Source organism: Mesorhizobium sp. P2_A8, from assembly GCF_056404935.1.
The window spans coordinates 352,424-375,522 of the sequence record NZ_JBFUDB010000011.1 but is presented as its reverse complement, the minus strand read 5'-3'; the positions used below and the strand labels follow the sequence as shown (position 1 = coordinate 375,522).

Below are 23,099 nucleotides of genomic sequence, written 5' to 3'. Positions count from 1 at the left end.
GCGTTGATAGGCCGAACCGCGCTTGCAAAGGCCGCGGCCCCTGCAATGCCAAACATTGCTGTCAAGAAGGATCGCCGATCCATAGAAAGCCTCCCAGTGTTACACAACTCTAATGTTACCAACTCTTAAGGCGCGCGGCCGGGAAAGGCAGGCTTTGCGCCCGGTACAATTGGGTTCGCCAACCGCCGTGCGGCTCGCGAACCCTATCAGCACAGGAAGGGACGTAGCTGCGCCGATCTGCAAAAAATGTCAGCCAAGCACTATTGCGACCACGAGAAAGATGACGGCGGTCCCGAATAGCGGTGCGAGCAACCAGCGCGCCTGGCTAACACTTCTATCCATCTGATTCCTCCGAGCTTTCCGGAGAAACAATAACCGTCGACGCATGCTGTTCCACGCAAGGGCACGCATAAGACCATTGCGTTTTGCGATCAGACTTAAGCCCTACGCGCCGCCAGACCGAAGCCCCAACCCCGGAACGTTTGAGGTTATCCCAAGTTCGGCTTGGAGGTCGGCTTAGGATGTCGTGGTGCGCCGGCCGCAAGAGGAGAAAGTCATGAAAATGCATCTTACGGGCGCTGCTGCGGCGTTGTTGCTCTTCGCTGGTGTCGGCGCGGTCGCTGCTGAGGAGGTGATCATCACGCCTGAGCAGGATACGGTCATCCATGAGTATGTGAAGAAGCAGCCTTTGGCATCGGTAAAGGTTCCCGGCGTTGAACTCAATATCGGCACAGCGCTGCCCGACACTGTCGAGCTGCATGAAGTGCCCGACGTCAAATACCGCTATGTCGTAATCGACAATCGGACGGTTCTCGTGGAACCGGGCACTCGCAAGATTATCAAGGTTTATGACTGACCACACCTATGGCTGCAGCCCGCCGCCTATGTGGTGGCGGGCTCCCCGCCGACGCCAGTTCAAGGGTGAAAGCCAGCTAGGCGCGCGCCGGCCATGCTTTCGCCACCCGGTCGAAGTCTAGTTGATATCGTCTGACCCATCGAGGCTCCCGAGCGGAAGAATGAATATCCCATGACTTCGACCGCAGCGTTGATCTGGTATCTGGTAATCTCCGGTCCGCAAGGCGGAATAGTCGTGCTGCCCAGCACCTTCGACAAGCGTGAACAATGCGCTGCCGCCATCGCCGAATATCAAAAGCAGCCAACACCGCCCGGTTGGTCGCTGCAGTGCATCCCGAGCGCCTCACCCTTTGCCGACAATGGGTCGGCGGAGTAAGTCGGCGGAGTAAGGAGCATCGGGGCCCCTTAGGGTGACCTTGTAGGGATACCCCACCGAGTGGAGTCTCCATCGCTATGTCCCACCCGCAATTCCTCGACCATCGATTGGAATGCCCCTACTGTCTCACAATAAGGCTGAGAATCCCGCACGACGCTCGCCCGGAGACGCCAATCGTTTGCGATGATTGCGGACAGTACCTCGGCACGTGGGATGAACTGCAGACCGACTTCGAGAAGCAAGGCGGCAACTCCGGGGTCTTCCGCCTCGAAAAGGGCCGTATTAGGCGGATCGATTAGTGACCGTTGCCAGCCCATTGCGGTGCGGCTTCTCAAAGACGCTCACGACGTGTCGCGTTCCTTCATTCGATGCTTCACTTTAGATTAGCAGGAGCGCATAAAGTTTCCAGCCGGCTGCGATGTTCGCGAGCATCCGGTCGGTTAGGCCCGGTGCCCCCGCCCCACCCAACAAGGTGCCGGGCCGCTCCGTCGAAACCCTCAAAAGGCCCCATTTGGGAAGCGACGGGTCCTCGCCCCAGCCCAATCTGTGGCTATTTAAGCTATTCTCATATTAGAGATAGCTCAACTAAGACTGAAGTCCCTAGTCCGGCTACTCAGCCGCAGCGGCAACACCCCCGTGCCACATAGTGAAGGGGGTAGCCGCCACGCAAAAGCCCGCGCTCTCGGCTTAAGCGCGGGCCGATCGGAGACCCGATCTTCAGCAGGCGATGGAGGGCACCACCTGCCGCAAGCGAAAAACCTTTAGAAGTCGCTAATGTTCCATCATCAAGGTCCGATCGAAAGTCGGCTTCCAACCACTGCCAGGTCGAAGGCCCGCCGACCATTTGCGAAGCGACGGCGAGATGGACGGGCGCGCGCAGGGCGGGATTGTACGAAACTTACAGCCTGAACGAGGCGCTTTGCCGCCGATCGGGGCCAGTCATCAGTCCCACAAGCGTCTGTATCAGAAAATCTTGGATTGACGGCTCTTGGCAGTGGCGCTGCTTTGGCGCGATCTGAGGAAAGGACAAGGCTTGCGCTTAGATCGAGGGTGCCAAGCGTAGTGACCCATTGCGGGCACATGGGCCTTATGCGATCGAGAGTCGGCTTAACATTTTTTCAACATGCCTATCTTAGCATCCTCTAATGCGCTTCTCGGTTCTGCTTTTTGGCTGGGCTGCATTCTTCGGTTGGGACTTTGCCACTAATCAAGGCGAGTTCACCATTGGTCTCGGTATGCGAGTTGCCCACCTAATCCACCTGTCCGGGCTTATGTAACGGTAGATCGAGCGGGCGCTGGATGCTCTGAGGTTCTACCAACAAAACCCACCGCTCGGCTTGTCGGTCTCCCCTGGTCAATGAAAGCCCGCGCCTCTGGCGGAGAACGCGGGCCGATCAGGGCAGTGCGTACCTGATCTACGGCAGGGATGGGGTGAAGCACCCTGCCGTAAGCGAGAAACTTTTAGAGGTTGCTTATGTTCCGTTAAGCCCGCTTCCTGGGCGCTAGCTAGTTGGGCGACATGTCGTTGCCGTCCTCATCCAGATCGTCATCCAGATCGAAAGTGAATGGCAGTACCTCTTCGTAAAGACTGTGGTACTCGATCACAGCGTGGTACTTCCGCAGTAGCAAGCGCGTTTCATCGCTGATGCCGGCGCGCTTCAACTCGTCCTGCGCATCGAGATACGCCTGCCTCAAACTCTTGGCCATGCCGCACTCCATGATCGCGCGTCGCACAGGAGATCCCTGCGGGTGAGGTCGGCGCCCCACCTTCCCGTAGAAAGCCCGCGCCACGGAGGGGACCAGATGACGCGGGCCTCTGCTGATGTATGCCCACCAGCCTTGCGACGGAGCCAAGCAGCGGCATCCGCAGCATCAAATCAACTACTCGAGACGGCTAATGTTCCATCAAGCGTGGCCTGCACCGGACCGAACCGAGCATCCTTGCCGGTAATCATCGCTGCTAGGGGATAGAAGCGATTGGACGATGCTCTTGTGAAGCCGTTCCGCCACCCTCAGAAAGCGGCCGATTTTACCTTGTGAAAGCTGCTTGTGAAGTTTGCTTCTGGCCATAGGCGAACTCCGTTGAAGGTCGCCGCAACGAGAGGATCATCTTCCTGGTATCGAGGGACCTGGCAAGGCGCGGTGCTATGGAAAAGCCCGCCGCCAAGGGCGGTGTTCCCCAAGATCTCCTATTGCCCGGCCCGACCGGGCTTTCTCTGCTCTCAGCCACAAGCCTTTACCTAGCTGAGGGCCTGCGATCTAGGCCGCTGAATGGACCAATGTCGCCACGGCAGTGCGACGAGGCTTCCTGCGGTTGAAGTAGTCCATAAAATCGAGGGCAGAAACTGGTTTCGAAAAGAGCCAGCCCTGTCCGAAGCCAACCTGGTGCTCGACCAGATAGTCGAGTTGTTCCTTGGTCTCTATGCCTTCGGCCACAATCAGCAGGTTGAGCGCTTTCGCCATTTCGATAATGTGTAGGGTGACCGCGCTCGTAGCCGTGTCTTTGCCGATCGTATCAACGAACGATTTGTCGATCTTAAGGGCGTCGAGGGGCAGCTTGGCAAGGTACTGGAGGCTCGAATAGCCCGTGCCGAAATCGTCGATCGCGACTGCGTGACCAAGCGCTCTGGCGCGAGTGATCGTCTGAACTGTAGGCTCCAAATCGAGGCATCCCCTCTCGGTTGCCTCAAGCCAAATCTGCTGCGGTTCGATACCGGTTCCATCCAATGCGGACTGCAGCACGTCAAGAACGCGGCCCGTCTTCATGTCCACAGCGGCAAAGTTGATCGCGATATGGAGGTCACGGTTCTCTATCAGTGCGGCGCCAAGATCGGCGATGACATTGGCGATGACCTGATCTGTGATCGGCAGGATCAGGCCTGTTTCTTCGGCGAGTGGAATGAACAGGTCTGGCCGCACCATTGAGCCGTCGGGACGTCGCCACCGCACCAATGCTTCGGCACCGGTGCAGGCACCAGTCTTGAGCTCCAGAATTGGCTGGTATTGGACCACAAATTCCCTATTCGCGACTGCGAGTGCAAGTTCACCTTCAGGGGACAAACGCTTGCGTGAGAAATAGACGACAATCCCCACTATGATCGCCGCCATTCCTGCACCGATGGGCAGCATAAACAGGAGTTCGCGCCAGAGATGCCGGCGGGTCTGTGCGCGGGGCAGCGCCGCTGCAGCCTGCCATTCGCCGTGCTTTGCGTGGGCTACGATAAAGTCATCGCTGAATGAAGATCGGCGCGCCTGATCGAAAAGGGTCCTACCCGCGTCATCATCAGCAACAACAAGGTTTCCGCTCTCATGAGCCACGGCCAGCTTCACCTCTGGGTCGCCGATGACATCGAACATACGCATCGGGTCGACCAGCACGTTGTAGCTGCCGAGTTGGACAGCCATCATCCGTTTGCCACGGGTGACACGTGGACTCATGTCTGTCGTAACCTCGATATCACCTTTGGTTCTGAAGGTTCCTGGCTCCAGGGCGACGTCGACGGTCGTCAGCCCCCAGGACGTGCAGCGAAGTTTGCCCGCTTCGAAATATCCGATTTCGTCGACGGCTCGTGCGTTCATGGTAAGGCGGCGCATCTCGGCGATGTGGTCGGAGGAGCACGGGATGTATCCGGAGGCACTTATGGTACGAAGCACCTGGGTCGCCTGATTGAACATGAAAACTGTTCTATCGATCGCCTGATCGGCGAGTTGGCTCAGCCGTTCCGTGTCATCTGCCACGGCTGCTTGCCACGAGAGGTAGACCGCGCCTGCTATCGGGACCGCGGTACCGAGTAATCCAAGTCCCACGGCGACAAAAATGACGCTTCTTGGGTGCATCGATACCGACCTCCCGCCGTAAGTCTGCGCCAACAAGCTTAAGAATACAGAAAACAAATAGCTAAATTCAGCGAGCCAGCCCCTTTGCGAATGTTCCGTCAAGCCGGTGGCTTCCGCTCGAAAGTCGGTTCCAGTCGCGGTACCGCTCCCGTAGCTGGCCTTCGGAGTCAGGAATGACGGTGAAGAACACGACCGGCTGGCGGTCACGCCCAGCGGTCTTGCAATCCGGCGAGCAGCCAGCGAGGGCACGGCAAAAATGTAGGGGCGTATGTCTTTTTTAATTGAAAGACCGATTTCGGCGGACTTATAAAAATCGACGTTTCCCATTGCTCTTGGAGGAGAATTGCGATGGACAGCGTAACCATGAATGGCAAGGTCCACCCTTGCGTTGAAGTGGTCGAAGCCTGCGGCGAATGGCACGTCCGCGTGGTGGGGCAAGACCAAGAAAGAACCCTGACATTCGAGCTGGAATCCTACGCCCTAGCCTTTGCGGAAGGCCAGCGGATACGCCTAGGGCTGGAAAAGTTCGTGCGGCTCTAGTGCCTCGGGTTCAACAGTTTGGCCTCACGCACCAGCGATGGCCAGTTGAGCCCCAGGAAGGCGATTAGCTCGATAGCTTGTGCTTCGGTAATGCCAGTTTCGGCCATGAGGCGTTGCACCACTGTAAAGCCTTGAACCGCGCTCGGCGGCGTTGCCACGGTTTGAATCATATTGGATGTCCCTTCCTATTGACCCAACGGCAACCGACAGGGATTGGTTCCGGCGCTACCCAGGCGTAGGGCCTACCCTTCGTCTGAATTCAAAGTAGCCGGAACCGGGTCGGCTTTGTGACCACGAGGTCCGTAACACGGACCCATCTGCTGCATCGCCGCGCAGGGTTACTCCGTGCCCAAGCGCCTTCTCTGCCGCCTCGAAATGCGTACGTGCCGTGGAGGGAACACGGTACCAAAACGCGCGGCTTTGAATATTAGCCATTTCTGATATAAGGCTTCCCCGTAGAGTGTGGAGTAAGGCGTATGTCTGACAAGTCTGTGTTCCCGGATAAGGAAGTTCAGGACTATCTCAAGAGCCGCCACGCGGCGACGAACGAGCGGTATGGGCCCGTTGCCAAGATCGAATGCATCCATTGCGGCCAGCCATTCGACCCTATGTCGGCAACTGCTAGCCACCTTGGCCTTTGCAACCACTGCTTCGACAATAGGACTACCCTTTCACTGGCCCTGTCCCGTTCCGCCGGATGAATGGCGCATCCTTGCCGGTGATATCCTTGACCGTCTTCAACAGCGCTTCATGCGTGCGTTGCAGCGCCCGGTAATGATCGCTGCTAGGGGATAGAAGCGGTTGGACAATGCTTCTGTGAAGCCGTTCCGCCTCCGTCAGTGCGCCAGCTTTGACTAGGGTCAGCAGCGGTTTGCTTGGCCCGGCCCCGCGCCCCTTAATTGTGGTTGTCCAACAAGAGGGCGAGCTTTCTGGTCGCGGCGCTTTCTACAATCAGCTCCTCCAGCCACCCATCGCCGGGACAAGTTGTGGGCGCCCGACGTCTAACGACGCGTATCGCGTCCGATATCGAAACTGGTGTGGTTTTCGCGTGATCATCCAGGTAACGGCCGACTTCAATCACGGCATCCGCATCGACGTTAGACGGCAATTCTCGCATGGCACCCCTCCCTGCAACGAACCCTCTGTCTCGGCCCTAAATGAAAAAGCCCGCCGCTCCATTTGCGAAGCGGCGAGGCCCCAATTGCCCCCTGCCGAGTGCGCACCTGATTGAGCTACGAGCGCGAACATCTTGGTAGGCTAAGGGAACAAGTGTCGTTTGATCAACTTGGAGATTGGGGGTAAGCGGCACCTGCAATGGAAGTAGGGCCGCGCATGCCGCATCTGCAGCAGCAATGCCTGTCCGGCCTACAGTCCCAACCTGCGGCCAGTTGGTTGATAGGGGAGACCTTCGGCAAATCATTTGGCATGAGAGGCCCGGACACAAACCGCTCGATCTCGGCCCATGAACGCAAAAAGCCCGCCACCTTGGGTTAGAGGGTGACGGGCTTCCAAAGACGCCAGCAGAGGGACATTAGCTGGCCGAGAACTAACTTTCTGCAGAAACATTAGTTTCATCTAAAATGCCAAAAGCCCGCCACCTTTCGGCAGCGGCAAAGATCTGGGAGTGCTGGGATCAACCAGCGCAAGGTCAACGAGCGGTGGAGGGGTCTATCGCGCTCGGTGTTCACTGGCATGTTACTTGGCGAACATATCTCACACCGCAATGGCATGCTAAGCGGGCTTTAAGGACGCGGTGCGGTGCGGACGGGAGATGGGGGCATCACCCGCACGTGCCAGGCTCAGGCGGGCTACCGCGTCCGATCCATTTCTCCGGAGCAGCGACAGGTAGCTCGAATTGAACGCTTGTCCCGCAGCGCCGGCCAAATAGAGGATTGTTGCCCTGCCGGGAGGATGTTCGAAGCCTTAGGACGAAGCTGTCAGGGACTTGGACCGCCGATAACAGGCACCCCACACTGGCTAAACGCGTGGTGACGCTGAGACCCTTCAGAATCACACCCGCAACGGTATCGACCGCACCGCGCGGGCGAGTTGCGCCATGAGGAACGTCAGATGTCAGAGAAGTCACAATGCAGCCTCGCGTTTTCCCGGACGGCTATGAACTTACCCCGAGGCAGACATGGATCGATGCTCGTTATGAGAACCGCGATTGCTCTGCTCTGCTGCCTGGCCATTTCGGGCTGCGGCATGGCCAAAGCTGCGCGGGAAACCGGGCAGACGTTCGACAAGTATGGATGCCTTGCTCGTGACTTCAAAGGCCAGCCGCCTTGCGAACCTGACAATGCCGCGGCGCCCTGACGGGGGAGGCAGAGCACGGGCCACAGTGGTGTCCCCGGTAATGTTTGCCGCACGATCAAGCTCGGACGATAAGACGGCATGCAAAGGCGGATGATAGGGACGCGATGTGGTCGGACGGGAGGGCCGTTCATAAAACGGCACGGACGGCGAGGAAAGCCCCTGAAAGGATGATGGCCACCCGCACTTAGCCTTAGTTGAGTGACTGCTGATGTTGGATGTAAATTCACCAGCGCGGGACCTCCCGCAGTGGCCGGTGCAAGCTTCGAATCCGGCACCCGCCGTCGACTGCGGATGTACCAGCGACGGCGGGAGCAGGCGTTGGCCCTTACTCTTCTTCACGCGTGCCTATGGGTTTGAGCGATCCTTCGCCATGGCGTTGAAAAGCAGCATGCACGCCACCATCGACACGACCCCACCTAACAGGTCGTCCCCCGTCAGGCCGAAAAGATAGACCGTCTCAAACGCCAATACTGCCATTGCCGTGCCCATGATGCTTTCGGAAATCGCCAACACATAGAACCGTTAGAGACCCCTAATGTTCCACTGTAGAGTGCACCGGCCGGACGCTTTAGAGCGCAAAAAGCCCGCCACCTTGGGTCAAAGGTGGCGGGCTCCCTTGGTTGCCAGCCCGGGGACGTTATGCTGGCCGGAGGGGTAACTTGAGAAGGCAGCATTAGTTTCATCTAACATACAAAAAGCCTGCCGCCGTTTGGCAGTGCGCCGGACCTGTGCAGCGGCACATGCGAAATGGCGCGCCTCAAAGCACGCCACTTCATCGATCCGCATTGAGCGCGGCTAGTTGGCGCCGCCGAGTTGCTTGGTCATTTTGCAGAAATTGTCATGCTCTTTGGCAATGGCTTCGTCGCCGCATTCCTTCATCATGGCTGCGCGGTCTTCTTCCGTCATGGCCATCCAGGCGGTTTTGAATTCCGCCTCCGACTTCATGGTCTTCATACCGGCATCGGTGAAGAAGGGAGACATCTTAGCTGGGTCATCGAGCGCCGATGTGTTGCCAGCAAGAGCCGAGCCAGTCATTATCGCAAGCGCCATCGCGCCCATCGTGAGCGTTTTCAGGTTCATGGAAAAATCCTCCGTTTGAGGCTGCCAAAGCGGCAGCTTATTGAACAAACTTCGCTCTTCTGAAAAAGTTTCCCGGCCAAAACGAAATCGGCCTGCCTGTGGGCGGCCAGGTCAGCCGCCCCGCAAAGCGCGCCAGATCTCTGACCAATAGGCGGTAACGAGTGATGCTGAGGCGCTGTTCTATTGGTCAAGGCGAGCGCAGTTCGCGCGTCACCGTCCTTGATGTCGCGCCGGATTTCGGTGACGTCCCCCTGGACGCGTTCCATAGCGGCGACGAGGCCGCCTACCATCGTCTCAAGGCTTTTCGTCACAGACGTTGTGGCGAATTCCGTTGAAGGGGTCGCTGATGGCAACTCGCTTAAATGACCGACGCGGTTGCGGTGAAAGCATTGCCTAAAAAACCGCGTCGGTCACTGCGGCTTCTTGAGGGGTTGCCGCATGCGGGAGCTAGAGCGCGCCAGCTAGCCGACAACGTGCCCGGCCGCTTGGTTAAAAACGTACAATCGAATCCCATTGAACACGTGAGCGAAGGGGATATGAATCACATCGTCACCGGGCGAGTAGTGGGCTGCATCGGTGCTTGAGAGTTCATTGTGCTCCCGCCCTTCATGGGAGTTGGCATCATGGACCAGCCAGGTATTCAGATATCGGCTTTTGACTGCGACATCATTCGCAGCGCCTTCATAAAATCCGTCCTCGAACAGAACATTCCCGACGACCAATGGCGGGCGAAAGCCACGCTTTTGATCACCGAGTTTATGGGTAGCGCCGACATTGAACCCGAGTTGCTCGAATGGATTGTGCGGAAGTAGCTGGCGCTACCAAGCCGTTGACCCGCGCAGTTCATACCCAAAAAGTCAGGCTCCGTCCTTGAAGGCCTAAACTTGCGGAGCCTGTCGTCATTTTAATGGGGATGGGCGACGCGAAATCGGAACGAAAAGCTGTGGGCTATTGACCTTGACGCTCTGCGCAAGGCTTTCAGGAGATCTGTTCAAGAAAACAAAATCGCGGCTGCGGAATGGGGCGAACACGCCGAGCAGTTCCTCGAAAAACAAAAAGCGAGCGCGCGCAACCCGTCTTGATACGATGGCCGGTGCGGCCTTGGGGCTATCTTGGGGATGCGAAAGCCGCACCGGTCACTGCGGGAAGGGGTTGCGTTCCCCGCGCTGCTTAAATTATGGAATATTAGAAACTGCGCAACTAATCCTATTGGCGGGACTAAGACTGAAGTCCCAACCATGCCGTCGGGGCTAGTTCACCGGCGATGTCCCGTTCCATCGAATGGGAGCTAGATACCGCTGCCGTCCGTGGGCAGCGGCGACAATCGCGCAACCGGGAAGATATCAAGCTGACCAAATGGCGCTACCCAGCCGTAGCGGAATGGCCGGTGCAGTGGGGGCTCCACCGTGGGGGCAACGGACCACACCGGCCACTGCGGGAAGCGTTAGACGTCCCCCGCGCTGCTTGATTATGAGCATATTAGCAATCGCGCAATTGGCCTAAAGGCGCTACCCAGCCATAGGGGACCCGCCTCGGTCCTGTGGTGTTCCACTGGATGAACTCGACGTTGCCTGTCACTACCCGCAAATCCGCATGGCCCGCTAGGGCTCATAGGTGTCAGATATAAACAGGCGGATAAGCTCCAGCGCTTGCGCTGCCACCAAAAAGCGTTCGATTTCTGCCTGTGAAAGCCTGCCTTGAGGGTCGGCCGCGACGAAAAGGAAGCGGTTCTTTCTAACAGTCCTCGTGGCCGGCTTGCCAAGCCTCGACACCGCACCGGCAGCCCATCCAGCTATTGCCCATCATACCCAGGGCAAGGCGAAGACAGCGATCAGCGCGGTGACCGCCACGCAGACAGGCACGGCCAGGAGCAGGCCCGCCTCCAGAAACCTTGTCTCCTTGTCGGTGAACATTAGGCATCCTCATAAAATTGTGAAAATTGTAACGGAGAAATCTCCGAATGCTGTTTGAGTTCCATTTGCTGGCCAGCGCCCTTATGGTTCTAACGAGCGCGTCGCGCCGCACACGAGGTGGGGCGCGAGAAAGATGTTCCGGCACGGCAACCGGGATCGATCCGTGTGAAAGCCTCGATTTGCCCGCTTCCCGAAACAGATCGGGAAGCGGGCTGGCCTGCCACAGCAGGTTACTCGATGATCTGCACGACCTTGCGTGTATCCGGATCCACGAGAACTGCATGATCTCCGACGACAGTATACTTGTATTTGACGTCGGGGACGTCGATTTGGTGAAGCTCGACCGTGTCCGGGAGCGCGGTGCCGACGTTGAGTTCGACACCAAGCAGGCTGACTGATGCGAGCTTCTGTTTGTGGATGTATTCGCGAACCACCGTCTGCTGCTCCGGCTTGAGAATCACGACGTCTCCCGCAAAGGAAGCACCAACTCCAGCGACGAGCGCGAGGCCTGCGACTGTACTGACAAGATATTTCTTCATGGCAAAATCTTTCTCCGTTGCGTCACCTGGCAGCCAGGTTTTGACTGCCCATCACAGGTGAGCAACGACCCCTGCGGCATTGCGTTCCGCGGGTAAGGCCAAGGTCCGAGGGTGGTACGACTGAAGTCCTAACAGGCAACCTATGCCTGGCAAATGCGTTACAACGGCGCCGCCGAGCATGAGTCCTTGGTCGGCACCCAAACGAGTGTCCATCCACCATTCCCCATAGCGGGGCACCAGATCCAGCGTCCCCGCAGCGGCGGCGAGGCGTTCCCGGCAGCGAGGCGAAACCGTGACCTTTATCCAACCGAGCACGCGCGATGGCGAAAACCGACCCGCGAATGACAACAAGGCTCGTGTCCCGGAGGTTTTGTCCGTCCTTGACCTCATCCCTTCCACTGACGACGCCAAGGTCGATGACATTGTCAGGCGCACAGAGCGCCTAGGCATTGCGTTGGTTATCGGAATGGGGATTTGCCTGATCGTTGGACCGGCGGTCTATGTTGCCGTGACCTACTATAACTACTGAGACTTGAGGGTTCGCCCGCCGCACGGGAGCGGCGAGCGAACCCTACCAGCGCAGGAAGGGACATAGCTGCGCCGATGGCAAAACGCGGGGTCGGTCGGGTCAGCCGAGGGTAATCCCAATCACCAGATAGGTGATGGCCACCGCGAAGATCGGCGCGAGCAACCAGCGCGCTTGATCAACACTCCTGTCCACAGCTTTCCTCCAGCAAATCTGCAGCAGACAACGACCGTGAGAGCTGGCCGTTCCCGAGGCGCGCCTGGCAAGACCAATGCGTTTCATGAGCGGACTTAAGTCGCAGGTCTTTCCCTCCTTGAGTGACACGGTGAGCACGCAAGAGCGGGTTGCGTTCATCCGCCAGACAGGGCCCTGCCCGCCGATCTGCCAAAGCGCGATAACCGAACGGGTCCTGGGAGCTTATTGCCGATCGTCCGGAACAAAGGCCGCGGACGCAGATTAGCTCCACGGCACATGTGTGCAGAAACAAGGACATCCCCATGAAAACCCGCCTACTAATGGCCTCACTGGCCACCGCTACAGCTATGGCTTTCGCCCTGCCCGCCCTCGCCGCCGACAGCGCACAAGACTTTGTCGACAAGGCAGCAGCCGGCGGAATGTTCGAAGTGAATTCGAGCAAGATTGCCGAAACCAAAGCGCAGGACCAAAGCGTGAAGGATTTCGCGCACAAGATGATCGACGACCACGGCGCGGCCAACGCCAAGCTCGAGTCGATCGCCGGCGAGCAGAAGCTGACAGTCCCCAAGGAACTGGACGCCAAGCACAAGAGTGATGTCGACACGCTGCAGAATGCCACGGACCCGATCGATGGGCCCTATGTCCAGATGCAGCGCGATGCGCATTCCGATGCGGTCAAGCTGTTCGAAAGCTATGCCAGGGACGGCGACAACCCCGAGTTGAAGACCTTCGCCCAGGAAACCGTTCCGACACTGAAGATGCATCAGGAGATGATCGAAAAGATCGCTTCCACGGTGGGTGACAAGTCAGCGGCAACCACCTCCACGACGCCGGCGGTGACCACGACCGACACCGCGAACCCGTCGGCGCCCGTTCCCGGTGCCAACAGCTTCACCGAGGATCAGGCCAAGGACCGCATCCAGGATGCCGGCTTCTCGGATGTGTCCAAGCTGGCCAAGGACGATCAGGGCATCTGGCGAGGCCAGGCAACGAAGGGCGGCAAGGCCATTGCAGTGTCGCTGGACTATCAGGGCAACGTCGTTGCCGGCACCAATTAATCAACCGACATCAAGGAGATCCAACAGATGAAAACCGTAACCGGCCTGTTTGACAACTATGACGACGCTTCCGATGCCGTTGGCGAACTGGAAGCCACCGGCATTCCGCATTCCGATATCAGCATTGTCGCCAACAACGCCGACAACTGGCACGACAACGACGGATCCAAGGCCGCAGACGATGCCGCGGATGGCGCCGGCCTCGGTGCCGTTGTCGGCGGAGCCGGCGGACTGTTGACCGGGCTTGGCCTCATGGCCATTCCGGGCGTCGGCCCCGTAGTCGCCGCTGGTTGGCTGGCTGCCACGGCAGTCGGCGCCGTGGGCGGTGCCGTGGTGGGTGGCGCTGCAGGCGGCATCGTCGGGGCGCTGACCGATTCCGGCGTGCCTGAGAACGACGCCCACGTTTATGCAGAGGGCGTCCGCCGAGGCGGCACTTTGGTCACCGCCAAGGTCGACGACCAGTTCGAGGACGTGGCCGAAAGGATTCTGGGACAGACGAAGTCCGTGAATCTGGAGGAGCGTCGCAGCCAATATCGGGCCGACGGCTGGACCGGGTTTGACGCCGATGCCGAGAACTACACCTCAAATGAAATCGGCCGCGACGGCGTTCGCAACGTGAACCGACTCTAATACGAGACCTCCCGGCGGCACACCTTCGAGCCATGCCGGGAGGTCCCTTTTCTAGATCCAGCGCTTCGACGCCGGACCGGTGCATTTGCTCAGCAGCGACGCGCTCCCGCCGGCACCGTCAGCGTCCTTCATACTCACGCGGGAACAAGTGCGGCCTTTGGAAATTATCCGGTCGCCCAACAGGAGGAGCATGTTGTGAAAGACCTGCGCAGTCTCCTTGCCGACCTGTCTGCCAGCTGGCTCAAGCGCCGCAAGGCGCAAGCGCCCCAGAGCCCGAATCCCAAGACCGGGAACCCCCAGACCGTGAGCCCCAACACCGAGAAGACGGTCAAAGCCGCTCCCCGCGCCGCCGAGCACCCGACAAGGCAGCGTCCGGCCCACAAGCCCAAGCCACTGTCTTCCCGCGACGTCGCCTCGAACATGTGAGGCTCCCCTCTCGAAATCACTGCGAGACTGGACGTGGCGACGTCGGCGGCGAAAGAGCCTGATTTCACCCCACCGCCCTGACCGTGCCCTCGATCGCGATGCGGCAGAACGGGCTGTGGGAATTGAGCGGGCGGCTGCTATAAGTCTGGCATCCCCCCACCGGAGAACGCCAGCCATGACCCTGAAAACACGCAAGCTCGGCAGCCAGGGGCTGCACGTCTCGGCGATCGGCCTCGGCTGCATGGGCATGAGCCAGTCCTACGGCCCGGCCGATGAGGCCGAATCCATCGCAACGCTGCACCGCGCCATCGAACTCGGCTGCACCTTTCTCGACACCGCCGAGGTCTATGGCCCTCATACCAATGAGGCGCTGCTGGGCCGGGCGCTGAAGGGCAAGCGCGACCAGGTGACCATCGCCACCAAATTCGGCTTCCGCATCGAAAACGGCAAACAGCTCGACGGGACCGATAGCCGGCCCGAGCATATCCGCGCGGTTGTGGACGCTTCGCTGAGCCGGCTCGCCACCGACCATATCGACCTGCTCTACCAGCACCGCGTCGACCCGGCCGTGCCGATCGAGGATGTCGCCGGCACGGTCGGCGAGCTGGTCGCGCAAGGCAAGGTTCGCTTCTTCGGCCTGTCCGAGGCGGGTGCGGCCAACATCCGCCGGGCGCATGCCGTCTATCCGGTGTCGGCGGTGCAGAGCGAATATTCGCTGTGGGAGCGAAATCTGGAGCCGGAGATCATCCCGCTGCTCGGCGAACTCGGTATCGGCCTGGTGCCGTTCTCGCCGCTCGGCCGCGGTTTCCTCACCGGTGAGGTCAAGCGCGCGGAGGACTATTCCGAGGGCGATTACCGTCGCAATGACCCGCGCTACCAGGGCGAAAACTACGACGCCAATGTCGAGGCGGCCGCCAAGGTGCGCGACATCGCGGCGAGCAAGGGCGCCAGGCCCGGCCAGATCGCGCTGGCCTGGCTGCTCCACAAGGGCACGGATTTCGCCATCGACATCGTGCCCATCCCCGGCACCAAGCGGAGGAAGTATCTGGAGGAGAACATCGCCGCCGCCGCGACCACGCTCGACGCCGCCGAGATGGCCGCGCTCGACGAGGCGCTCGCGCCGGGAAAAATCTCCGGCCCGCGCTATGGCGAGCGCGGTCTGGCGATGGTCGACCGGTAGAGGGGCTCTGCCATTCAGCGGGGCACGCCAGGTCATTGGGACTCGTTTTTGCGCCGCCTGGCCCAATCGACGCAAATGACGAACCGGATAGCCATTATGGGGAGACTGTTTATAACGGTCGCTGAGATCGTGATGACCAAGGGGAGACGATGCGCTACATACGTCCGCTTTCAATCGAAGATGCCGTCGGCCAGCTGGCCGGGTCGGCCGGTACGGCCGCCATTCTCGCCGGGGGCAGCGACCTGCTGGTGAGAATGAAGGGCGGCTTTGTCGAACCAGACCTGATCGTCGACATCAAGGCGATCGAGGGCTTCAGCGAGATCAGGGAAACGGCCGACGGCTTCAGCATCGGTGCCACGGTCCCCTGCGCCGTCCTGGGAGAGAGCGCTGTCCTGAAGAAGGCATGGCCCGGCGTCGTCGAAGCGGCCAAGCTGATCGGCTCGAAGCAGGTGCAGGGGCGCTGCACAATCACCGGCAATCTCTGCAACGCCTCGCCGGCTGCCGACAGCGTGCCGGCGCTGGTCGCGGCCGGCGCCAGGGCATCGGTCGTCGGCCCGGCGGGCAGGCGCACGATTCCCGTCGAAAGCGTGCCGACCGGGCCGGGCAAGACGTCCTTGGCCAAAGGCGAGATCATCGAGGCGATCCTGCTCGACAAGCGCCCGCCGCGCTCGGGCGATGCCTATCTGCGTTTCATTCCGCGCACCGAGATGGATATCGCGGTGGTCAGCGCCGGCGTGAATTTGACGCTCGATGAGGGCGGCGTCGTCATAGCGGCCCGCGTGGCTATCGGCGCCGCGGCGCCAACGGTGCTTCTGGTTGAGGAGGCCGCGCAGGTTCTCATCGGCTCCAAGCTGGACGAAGCCGCGCTCGAGAGGCTCGCCAAGGTCTGCTCGGGAGCTTGCCGTCCCATCGACGACAAGCGCGGCACCATCGAATTCAGAAGGAAGGTTGCAGGTGTGCTGGCCAAGCGGGCCGCCATTTCCGCCTATGCGCGCGCAGGAGGCAAATGATGGCTGGTGTAGCAGTCTCAACCACAATCAACGGCGACACTGTCGAGTATCTTTGCCAGCCGGACGAGACACTGCTCGATGTCCTGCGCGATCGCCTGGGGCTGACGGGCGCCAAGGAAGGCTGCGGAACCGGCGACTGCGGCGCCTGCAGCATCGTCCTCGACGACCGCCTGGTGTGCTCGTGCCTGGTGCTCGGCGCGGAAGCTGAAGGCCGGCACATCGAGACCGTCGAGGGCATGGCGCATGGCGATCAGTTGCATCCGCTGCAGCAGAAGTTCCTCGAGCACGCGGCACTGCAATGCGGCATCTGCACGCCAGGCTTCCTGATCGCGGCGAAGGACCTTTTGGCCAAGAACCCCGATCCGACCGAGGAGGAAATCCGCTTCGGCCTCGCCGGGAACCTGTGCCGCTGCACCGGCTATGACAAGATCGTGCGCGCCGTCCAGGACGCGGCCACCGTGATGAAGGGAGCCTGAGATGAATTTCGATCCACGTTTTTCGGGGCGCAAATTCACATCCGTTGGCACGCGCCCGATCCGTCCCGACGGCGTCGACAAGGTCACGGGCCGCGCCCGCTACGGCGCCGACTTCAACATGGCCGGCCAACTGGTCGGGCGTGTTCTGCGCAGCCCGCATGCGCACGCGAAAATCAGGAAGATCGACACCTCGAAGGCGGAGAAGCTCCCCGGCGTCAAGGCGGTGATCACCGCTGCCGATCTGCCGGACCTCACCGATGGCGACGCCGCCATGTACGACGTCCTCGACAACTGCATGGCGCGCGGCAAGGCGCTCTATGACGGCCATGCGGTCGCCGCGGTCGCCGCGGTCGACGCCCGCACGGCCAGGCAGGCGCTGAAGCTGATCGAGGTCGACTACGAGCTGTTGCCGCATGTCACCGACGTCGACGAGGCGATGAAGCACTCCGCGCCTCTCATCAACGACGCAATCTTCACCGAAGGCCTTGAGGAAAAGCCGGTAAAACCCTCCAACGTCACCAAGCGCAGCCAGTTTGGCCATGGCGATGTCCATCAGGGTTTCGGCCACGCCGATTTCATCGTCGAGCGCTCCTTCAAGACCGAGCAGACGCACCAGGGCTATATCGAGCCGCATGCCTGCGTGGCGAGCGTCAGCTCCGACGGCACCGCCGACCTCTGGGTCTGCACCCAAGGTCATTTCGTCTACCGCCAGCACTGCGCGCAGCTGCTTGGCATGGAAGCCTCGAAGCTGCGCGTCACCTCCTCGGAGATCGGCGGCGGCTTCGGCGGCAAGACCCATGTCTGGGCCGAGCCGGTGGCGCTGGCGCTGTCGCGCAAGGCCGGCCGACCGGTCAAGCTGGTGATGACCCGCGACGAGGTGTTCCGCGCCTCGGGCCCGACCAGCGCCACCTCGATCGACATCAAGATCGGCGCCCGCACGGACGGCACCATCACCGCGGCCGAAGCGACGCTGCGCTATAGCTGCGGCCCGTATGCCGGCTCCTGGGCCGAGATCGGCGCCATGACCGCGTTTGCCTGCTACAAGCTCGATAACGTCAAGACGGTCGGCTACGAAGTGCTGGTCAACCGGCCGAAAACCGCGGCCTATCGCGCGCCGTCGGCGCCGATGGCGGCGTTCGCGGTGGAAAGCGCCGTCGACGAGCTGGCCAAGGAGATCGGCATGGATCCGGTCGAGTTCCGGATCCGGAACGCCGCGCAGGAAGGCACCAGATCGTCCTACGGCCCGGTCTACGGCCCGATCGGCATCGGCCCGACGCTCGAAGCGGTGAAGAACCATCCGCACATGAAGGCGCCGCTGGGCAAGAACCAGGGCCGCGGCATGGCTTGCGGCTTCTGGTTCAACTTCGGCGGCCAGACCTGCACCGACCTCAACATCGGCATGGACGGTTCGGTCTCGCTTGCCGTCGGTACCGTCGATGTGGGTGGTTCCCGCGCATCGCTGTCGCTGGTGGCGGCGGAGGAACTCGGCATCGCCTATGAGCAGGTCAAGGCGATCGTCGCCGACACCTCCAGCCTCGGCTACAACGACATGACGGACGGCAGCCGGGGCACCTTCTCGTCCTCCATGGCGACCATCTCGGCCGCGCGCAACGCGATCAAAATCCTGCGCGAACGCGCCGCGCAGATGTGGGACATTTCGGTCGACGACGTCGTCTGGGAAAAAGGCCACGCGATTGCCAAGGGCGAGAAGCACGGCAATCTTGGGCAGCTGTCGCTGAAGGAGATCGCGCTCGCGTCGGGCACGACCGGCGGACCGATCGCCGGCCACAGCGAGCTCGTCGCCGATGGCGCCGGCGTCTCCTTCGCCACCCATATCTGCGATATCGAGGTCGATCCCGAGACCGGCGCCACCAGGGTCATTCGCTACACTGTGGTGCAGGATGCCGGCAAGGCGGTGCACCCGACCTATGTCGAGGGCCAGTACCAGGGCGGTGCCGCGCAAGGCATCGGCTGGGCGCTCAACGAGGAGTATATCTACGGCAAGGACGGGCGGCTGCAGAACCCCGGCTTCCTCGACTACCGCATCCCGGTCTGCTCGGACCTGCCGATGATCGACACGCAGATCCTCGAGATCCCCAACCCCAACCACCCCTACGGGGTGCGCGGCGTCGGCGAGACATCGATCGTGCCGCCGCTGGCGGCGATCGCCAATGCGGTGTCGAACGCCGCCGGCGTGCGGATGACGCATATCCCGATGTCGCCGCCACGCATCCTGGCGGCGATCGAGACGAAACGGGCAGGCTGATGGTCGAAGTGACGCTCTGGGGATCGCTTGGCGCGGCCGCCGGAGGCAAGAACAAGGTCGAGATCGAGGCCAAGGACATAAGGGAGCTGTTCAGGAAGCTGGCTGAACAGTATCCCGGCATAGAGCCCTTGATCGACCGCGGCATCGCCGTAGCCATCGACGGGACGATCTATCGCGACACCTGGTCGAAGGAATTGCCAAAAGGCGCTGAGATTTTCCTGCTGCCGCGTCTTGCCGGGGGATAATCGGACAAGCGTCTCGCTGCCATCGACGGCAAAGACATGGCCTGCCAAAATCACAGCTGCTGGGAGAGCAACCGACGGGTGACCCGCCGCCGCGGTCATGTCGGTTGCGGCCATCGCCCACAGTGGCCGGTACATTTCTTTAGCGTGCGGTAATTACCTTGGCCTGGGGAGAAGCAGAGAGATCTTGACGCGGGGTGCGAAAAAGCAACGCAGATACAGCTGATTGGTTACGACGTAGGTATTCTCGCAGATGTGGAATTGATCATCTTGGGATTCCTGTACACGGTCCCGTGGGATGATGAAATTGTGCGGCAAGTAAATATAGCCGCCATCGACCCTTAACCGCACCGAAGAACGAGGTATGGCGCGGCAATCAGAGCCACCGCAACACTTGAATTTCGTCTGCGGGTCAATCTTGTCTTCGTACCAATCATGGGCGCTGGCAGCTGTTGCGGCGGCGATACATATTGCCGTGAAGATGAATCTTCGCATGGCATTCCTCAGTATCTGGCAGGCGCTGCTCCTTCGACCGTCTATGTATATTAGCGTTCCATTGAAAATACCATTGGCCTCCCCCGCCGGGTAATTTCCCCTTAAGCCTGAGCCTGTAAGAAGGCGGGATGGATGAGATTTCCAGCAAGCTTCTCCATCTCTACCATCACACGCCGGTGTTGGTGGCGGCGTATGACAGTTTCGATCGCCTACGCTACGCAAATGAAGCATTTCGTTCGGCATTTTTCGTTGATCCCGACGAGACGCCGTTGTGGCCGGATCTCATGCGCCGCAATTTTTATGCGGGCAGAGGAACCGTCATAAAGGAGCGGGATTTCGAAGCCTGGTTGATCCCCACGCTGTCGAGACGCGGCAAGATCGGGTTCAGGGCATTCGAGACGGATCTTGTCGAAGGACGCTGGCTCTGGATGACGGAGACTGTTGACCGTGAAGGCTGGATGCTTTGCATCGCCAACGACATCACCAAATTGCGGGCCAGCGGACGATCGGTTCGGCAAGACCGGGACGTAGCTATAAAGGCCTCTAATACGGATGAGCTCACCGGGGTTGCCAATCGACGCTTTGTGACCGCCCGTTTGGAAGAAATGCTCCGGCGATCGGAATCGCGCAATGAACTTGGCTGCGTCTGCGTGCTCGACCTCGACAACTTCAAATATGTCAACGACAGGTTCGGACATCAGGCGGGTGACACTATCTTGCGGGACTTCGCAACGCGGATCCAGCGGGAAGTAAGACGGAGCGATTGTTTTGGCCGCGTCGGAGGTGAGGAATTTCTGTTGGTGCTGCCGAACACATCAACGGACGCGGCTGAGCTGATCGTGGCGCGCATGCTAGCCGCTATTCGCAGCTCAAGACCCCTCAGAGATCGCCCTGATTTTGGATACACTTTCTCGGCAGGTATCGCGACGGCCCAGGTGAGCGACATCGTTGCCGACGTGCTGGCGCGGGCCGACACTGCCCTCTATTCCGCAAAAATAGCCGGCCGAAATCGCATCCACTTGGCAGCTTGATAGGTCTGTCGCACAGGACCCGATCATCGCCAGAATGGCTTTGCAAGTTCAGACTCCACTTCGTCCTTCGTCAAGCCAATATCGTCGATCATGTGTGGCGCTACGCTGGATAGTCGCGCGAGGTCACGGCGGTAGAAATGCCGCTCCCGCCATCTTGAGACATAGCCAGCTAATTTGATTGCTCGAACCGCCCAGACCGAATGCTGTAACGTCGACGCCAGAAGATTGTTGCCCACCGTCAGGCCTCCGTGCCAAGCTCGCGCTTGCAGATGGCAGCTTAGGCAGGCTGCGTACCGGCTACAAACCAGTCTTTCTCCGGGGTAGGCTCAGAATTCCTGAGGCAGTGACAGTCGATGCGTCTCCCTTCACTCAATGCTCTTCGGGCGTTTGAAGCAGCCGCGCGCCATGAAAGCTTTGCGCGCGCGGCCGAGGAGCTATGCGTGACTGAAGGAGCGATCAGCAGGCACGTCAAGCTCTTGGAAGAAGCATTGCAAGTGGAATTGTTTCGACGATTGCCGCGCCGGTTGGTATTGACCGATGCGGGCCGCAATTTCCAACCCATCCTGGCGGCCGCGTTCGAGAGCATTGCCGCGGGTGCTCAAGACCTTCAACGCCAGCCTCGGCATCTCAAGGTCATCTGCCCGCCCACCTTCTCCATTCGGTGGTTGCTGCCGCGACTTGACCGTTTCAAGCAGCAATGGCCTGCAATCGGTGTCCGGTTAACGACCGCTCCCTATGACTGGGAAATTTTCTTCGGAGGTGAGTTCGATCTGGCCTTTGACTGCGGTAATCCAAATCGGCCCAAAGATATCGAGGCGGTGCTGGTGTTGCAATCGTTATGCACCCCAGTTTGCTCTCCAAAGCTGCTGGAGAGAGGCGTGCCGCTGACCTCTCCTGCCGACCTGGTTCACCATAACCTGCTGCATGAAACGCCTGACCGGCACGATTGGAAAGTCTGGGCCGGGCGATTTGCGCCGAACCTTCTTGACTTGAACTCGGGTGAGGTCTTGCCCAGTGCCGACATGGCCTATCGCGCCGCGGCCATGGGCCAGGGCGTCGCGATCGGAGACCTCTCGGTGCTCCACGAAGAGATCAGCAAGGGAGAACTGGTCCTGCCGTTCAAGGATATGCAGATCTGTGACGACACGGAGGCCTACTACTTGTGTTGCAGAAGAGATTGCTGGACCGACCCTCGTATCGCCGCGTTCCATAAGTGGGTTTCGGCCGAGGCGACGGGGTCCTGAAGGCCGCTGCACCGGCCGCTTACACGCAGACACGCTTGGCGCCCACCATCTCGCCTGCGCCACCTTTGGCCAAAAGGAAGATGGCCAAAGCCGACTTTGTATTGAGCACAGTGGGCCGACTGCAGGCACGACGACCCTTACTTCACCGTGATGGCCATACCGCTGAGATCCGCGTTGACTTGCATGCCTACCTGCTTGCCCGTGAGTTCGAGTTGGGCGCCCTTGTCATTGGTCATGACAATCACCTGGGCCCCTTTGCCCAGCGCACCGCCACCGCCCGCCGCACCGTAGACCCCCGTCACATCCCGGACGCGGCTGATATGGCGCACGGTACCTTTGAAATAGGTCTTGGAGACCCCGAAGGCGAGGCCGCCCGAGATGCCGCCGACAGAGATGGGATAGCGGCGACCATGGAAGGTCAGCGTGCCCTCGCCTCCAGAGCCACCCACAAAGAACGCAGCCTTGTAGACGGCGAAGCGGATCGTACCGCTGTCGGCATGCGCGGCGCTGGCAACGCTGGCTGCCCCTGCGGCGACGACGGCAAACGCGATTGAACGAAATGTGGACGAAATCTTCATGATGAGAACTCCTCAAGAGCGCCGCTTACCCAGCCGGCACGGCGGGTCAGCGTCGTGTCAAAGTTACAACTGAACAGTCTCGCCCGTCATTGGTTCCAAGCACGCGGACTGAATCCGGCTGCGAGAAAGCAGCCACGAAACGTGGCGGAGGCAAACATAGTCCCGGTGCCAGGGCGGCCGGTGGCAGCCAACGCTCGGCTGACCCAGGATCGCCTGCACGCAATCTAGAGCCCCGAAAGCGGGGGGATGCGCAAGCTGTGAACATTCAACAACCCAAACAGTCCCC

Annotated in this window: 22 protein-coding genes; 15 read left to right on the top strand and 7 right to left on the bottom strand. The window is 60.2% G+C overall.

Features of this window, described 5'->3' with window-relative positions:
• The first annotated feature begins 556 nt into the window (after positions 1–556).
• Positions 557–856, top strand: a complete 300-nt coding sequence (locus tag AC1D10_RS31205) for a DUF1236 domain-containing protein (protein WP_477278645.1) — start codon at positions 557–559, stop codon at positions 854–856.
• Positions 857–1,027: 171 nt separating this feature from the next.
• Positions 1,028–1,231 carry a hypothetical protein gene (locus AC1D10_RS31200; RefSeq protein ID WP_477278644.1) on the top strand — a complete coding sequence of 68 codons (204 nt, stop codon included), beginning with the start codon at positions 1,028–1,030 and terminating at the stop codon, positions 1,229–1,231.
• A 1,506-nt stretch (positions 1,232–2,737) separates the two neighbouring features.
• Here AC1D10_RS31200 and AC1D10_RS31195 read toward each other — a convergent pair.
• The gene (locus tag AC1D10_RS31195; protein ID WP_477278643.1) at positions 2,738–2,938 is read right to left on the bottom strand and encodes a hypothetical protein; all 201 of its coding nucleotides are present in this window, start codon (positions 2,936–2,938) and stop codon (positions 2,738–2,740) included.
• Positions 2,939–3,490: 552 nt separating this feature from the next.
• The gene (locus AC1D10_RS31190; RefSeq protein WP_477278642.1) at positions 3,491–5,395 is read right to left on the bottom strand and encodes an EAL domain-containing protein; all 1,905 of its coding nucleotides are present in this window, start codon (positions 5,393–5,395) and stop codon (positions 3,491–3,493) included.
• A gap of 21 nt (positions 5,396–5,416) precedes the next feature.
• On the opposite strand from AC1D10_RS31190, the gene AC1D10_RS31185 reads away from it, so the two are divergent.
• Positions 5,417–5,608: a hypothetical protein gene (locus AC1D10_RS31185; RefSeq protein ID WP_477278641.1), complete on the top strand. Its 192-nt coding sequence runs from the start codon at positions 5,417–5,419 to the stop codon at positions 5,606–5,608.
• Here AC1D10_RS31185 and AC1D10_RS31180 read toward each other — a convergent pair.
• The 3 genes from AC1D10_RS31180 to AC1D10_RS31170 all read right to left on the bottom strand — a co-directional run bounded on the left by AC1D10_RS31180 (position 5,605) and on the right by AC1D10_RS31170 (position 9,004).
• Positions 5,605–5,778: a hypothetical protein gene (locus tag AC1D10_RS31180; RefSeq protein WP_477278640.1), complete on the bottom strand. Its 174-nt coding sequence runs from the start codon at positions 5,776–5,778 to the stop codon at positions 5,605–5,607. The two genes, AC1D10_RS31185 and AC1D10_RS31180, sit on opposite strands and share 4 nt — an antisense overlap.
• Positions 5,779–8,269: 2,491 nt before the next feature.
• The gene (locus AC1D10_RS31175) at positions 8,270–8,434 is read right to left on the bottom strand and encodes a hypothetical protein (protein ID WP_477278639.1); all 165 of its coding nucleotides are present in this window, start codon (positions 8,432–8,434) and stop codon (positions 8,270–8,272) included.
• A 285-nt stretch (positions 8,435–8,719) separates the two neighbouring features.
• Complete coding sequence (locus AC1D10_RS31170; protein WP_477278638.1) at positions 8,720–9,004, bottom strand: hypothetical protein; 285 nt, start codon at positions 9,002–9,004, stop codon at positions 8,720–8,722.
• A gap of 362 nt (positions 9,005–9,366) precedes the next feature.
• On the opposite strand from AC1D10_RS31170, the gene AC1D10_RS31165 reads away from it, so the two are divergent.
• The gene (locus AC1D10_RS31165; protein ID WP_477278637.1) at positions 9,367–9,588 is read left to right on the top strand and encodes a hypothetical protein; all 222 of its coding nucleotides are present in this window, start codon (positions 9,367–9,369) and stop codon (positions 9,586–9,588) included.
• 39 nt (positions 9,589–9,627) lie between these two features.
• Positions 9,628–9,816, top strand: a complete 189-nt coding sequence (locus AC1D10_RS31160) for a hypothetical protein (RefSeq protein WP_477278636.1) — start codon at positions 9,628–9,630, stop codon at positions 9,814–9,816.
• A gap of 1,331 nt (positions 9,817–11,147) precedes the next feature.
• Here AC1D10_RS31160 and AC1D10_RS31155 read toward each other — a convergent pair.
• Entirely contained in the window at positions 11,148–11,456 is a 309-nt protein-coding gene (locus tag AC1D10_RS31155; protein WP_477278635.1) for a DUF1236 domain-containing protein, read from the bottom strand.
• A gap of 1,023 nt (positions 11,457–12,479) precedes the next feature.
• Here AC1D10_RS31155 and AC1D10_RS31150 point away from each other — a divergent pair.
• From AC1D10_RS31150 to AC1D10_RS31105, 10 genes are all read left to right on the top strand, one after another.
• Positions 12,480–13,235: a DUF4142 domain-containing protein gene (locus tag AC1D10_RS31150; RefSeq protein ID WP_477278634.1), complete on the top strand. Its 756-nt coding sequence runs from the start codon at positions 12,480–12,482 to the stop codon at positions 13,233–13,235.
• A gap of 27 nt (positions 13,236–13,262) precedes the next feature.
• Positions 13,263–13,865: a general stress protein gene (locus AC1D10_RS31145; RefSeq protein WP_477278633.1), complete on the top strand. Its 603-nt coding sequence runs from the start codon at positions 13,263–13,265 to the stop codon at positions 13,863–13,865.
• 195 nt (positions 13,866–14,060) lie between these two features.
• Positions 14,061–14,291, top strand: coding sequence for a hypothetical protein (locus AC1D10_RS31140; protein ID WP_477278632.1), 231 nt, complete (start codon positions 14,061–14,063; stop codon positions 14,289–14,291).
• A gap of 175 nt (positions 14,292–14,466) precedes the next feature.
• Complete coding sequence (locus AC1D10_RS31135) at positions 14,467–15,471, top strand: aldo/keto reductase (RefSeq protein WP_477278631.1); 1,005 nt, start codon at positions 14,467–14,469, stop codon at positions 15,469–15,471.
• 149 nt (positions 15,472–15,620) lie between these two features.
• Complete coding sequence (locus AC1D10_RS31130; RefSeq protein WP_477278630.1) at positions 15,621–16,481, top strand: FAD binding domain-containing protein; 861 nt, start codon at positions 15,621–15,623, stop codon at positions 16,479–16,481.
• A complete protein-coding gene (locus tag AC1D10_RS31125; protein WP_379098996.1) occupies positions 16,481–16,957 on the top strand; it encodes a (2Fe-2S)-binding protein in 477 nt (158 codons plus the stop codon). Before AC1D10_RS31130 ends, AC1D10_RS31125 begins: the two co-directional genes overlap by 1 nt.
• A gap of 1 nt (position 16,958) precedes the next feature.
• A complete protein-coding gene (locus AC1D10_RS31120; RefSeq protein WP_477278629.1) occupies positions 16,959–19,223 on the top strand; it encodes a xanthine dehydrogenase family protein molybdopterin-binding subunit in 2,265 nt (754 codons plus the stop codon).
• On the top strand, positions 19,223–19,468 hold the full coding sequence (locus AC1D10_RS31115; protein WP_379099002.1) for a MoaD/ThiS family protein: 246 nt from the start codon (positions 19,223–19,225) through the stop codon (positions 19,466–19,468). Before AC1D10_RS31120 ends, AC1D10_RS31115 begins: the two co-directional genes overlap by 1 nt.
• Before the next feature lie 620 nt (positions 19,469–20,088).
• A complete protein-coding gene (locus AC1D10_RS31110; RefSeq protein WP_477278628.1) occupies positions 20,089–20,991 on the top strand; it encodes a GGDEF domain-containing protein in 903 nt (300 codons plus the stop codon).
• Positions 20,992–21,344: 353 nt separating this feature from the next.
• Positions 21,345–22,235, top strand: coding sequence for a LysR substrate-binding domain-containing protein (locus tag AC1D10_RS31105; protein WP_477278627.1), 891 nt, complete (start codon positions 21,345–21,347; stop codon positions 22,233–22,235).
• A gap of 137 nt (positions 22,236–22,372) precedes the next feature.
• Here AC1D10_RS31105 and AC1D10_RS31100 read toward each other — a convergent pair whose 3' ends face one another.
• Positions 22,373–22,813: a hypothetical protein gene (locus tag AC1D10_RS31100; protein WP_477278626.1), complete on the bottom strand. Its 441-nt coding sequence runs from the start codon at positions 22,811–22,813 to the stop codon at positions 22,373–22,375.
• Between the last annotated feature and the right edge of the window lie 286 nt (positions 22,814–23,099).

Bases quoted from the DNA above. Each gene is read 5' to 3' on its own strand.
- AC1D10_RS31190 (WP_477278642.1), bottom strand. From the start codon at position 5,395: ATGGGAAACGTCGATTTTTATAAGTCCGCCGAAATCGGTCTTTCAATT.
- AC1D10_RS31105 (WP_477278627.1), top strand. From the start codon at position 21,345: ATGCGTCTCCCTTCACTCAATGCTCTTCGGGCGTTTGAAGCAGCCGCG.
- AC1D10_RS31100 (WP_477278626.1), bottom strand. From the start codon at position 22,813: ATGAAGATTTCGTCCACATTTCGTTCAATCGCGTTTGCCGTCGTCGCC.
- AC1D10_RS31165 (WP_477278637.1), top strand. From the start codon at position 9,367: ATGACCGACGCGGTTGCGGTGAAAGCATTGCCTAAAAAACCGCGTCGG.
- AC1D10_RS31110 (WP_477278628.1), top strand. From the start codon at position 20,089: ATGGATGAGATTTCCAGCAAGCTTCTCCATCTCTACCATCACACGCCG.
- AC1D10_RS31115 (WP_379099002.1), top strand. From the start codon at position 19,223: ATGGTCGAAGTGACGCTCTGGGGATCGCTTGGCGCGGCCGCCGGAGGC.
- AC1D10_RS31170 (WP_477278638.1), bottom strand. From the start codon at position 9,004: ATGAACCTGAAAACGCTCACGATGGGCGCGATGGCGCTTGCGATAATG.
- AC1D10_RS31135 (WP_477278631.1), top strand. From the start codon at position 14,467: ATGACCCTGAAAACACGCAAGCTCGGCAGCCAGGGGCTGCACGTCTCG.
- AC1D10_RS31200 (WP_477278644.1), top strand. From the start codon at position 1,028: ATGACTTCGACCGCAGCGTTGATCTGGTATCTGGTAATCTCCGGTCCG.
- AC1D10_RS31155 (WP_477278635.1), bottom strand. From the start codon at position 11,456: ATGAAGAAATATCTTGTCAGTACAGTCGCAGGCCTCGCGCTCGTCGCT.
- AC1D10_RS31195 (WP_477278643.1), bottom strand. From the start codon at position 2,938: ATGGCCAAGAGTTTGAGGCAGGCGTATCTCGATGCGCAGGACGAGTTG.
- AC1D10_RS31125 (WP_379098996.1), top strand. From the start codon at position 16,481: ATGGCTGGTGTAGCAGTCTCAACCACAATCAACGGCGACACTGTCGAG.
- AC1D10_RS31180 (WP_477278640.1), bottom strand. From the start codon at position 5,778: ATGATTCAAACCGTGGCAACGCCGCCGAGCGCGGTTCAAGGCTTTACA.
- AC1D10_RS31160 (WP_477278636.1), top strand. From the start codon at position 9,628: ATGGACCAGCCAGGTATTCAGATATCGGCTTTTGACTGCGACATCATT.
- AC1D10_RS31145 (WP_477278633.1), top strand. From the start codon at position 13,263: ATGAAAACCGTAACCGGCCTGTTTGACAACTATGACGACGCTTCCGAT.
- AC1D10_RS31130 (WP_477278630.1), top strand. From the start codon at position 15,621: ATGCGCTACATACGTCCGCTTTCAATCGAAGATGCCGTCGGCCAGCTG.
- AC1D10_RS31120 (WP_477278629.1), top strand. From the start codon at position 16,959: ATGAATTTCGATCCACGTTTTTCGGGGCGCAAATTCACATCCGTTGGC.
- AC1D10_RS31150 (WP_477278634.1), top strand. From the start codon at position 12,480: ATGAAAACCCGCCTACTAATGGCCTCACTGGCCACCGCTACAGCTATG.
- AC1D10_RS31205 (WP_477278645.1), top strand. From the start codon at position 557: ATGAAAATGCATCTTACGGGCGCTGCTGCGGCGTTGTTGCTCTTCGCT.
- AC1D10_RS31185 (WP_477278641.1), top strand. From the start codon at position 5,417: ATGGACAGCGTAACCATGAATGGCAAGGTCCACCCTTGCGTTGAAGTG.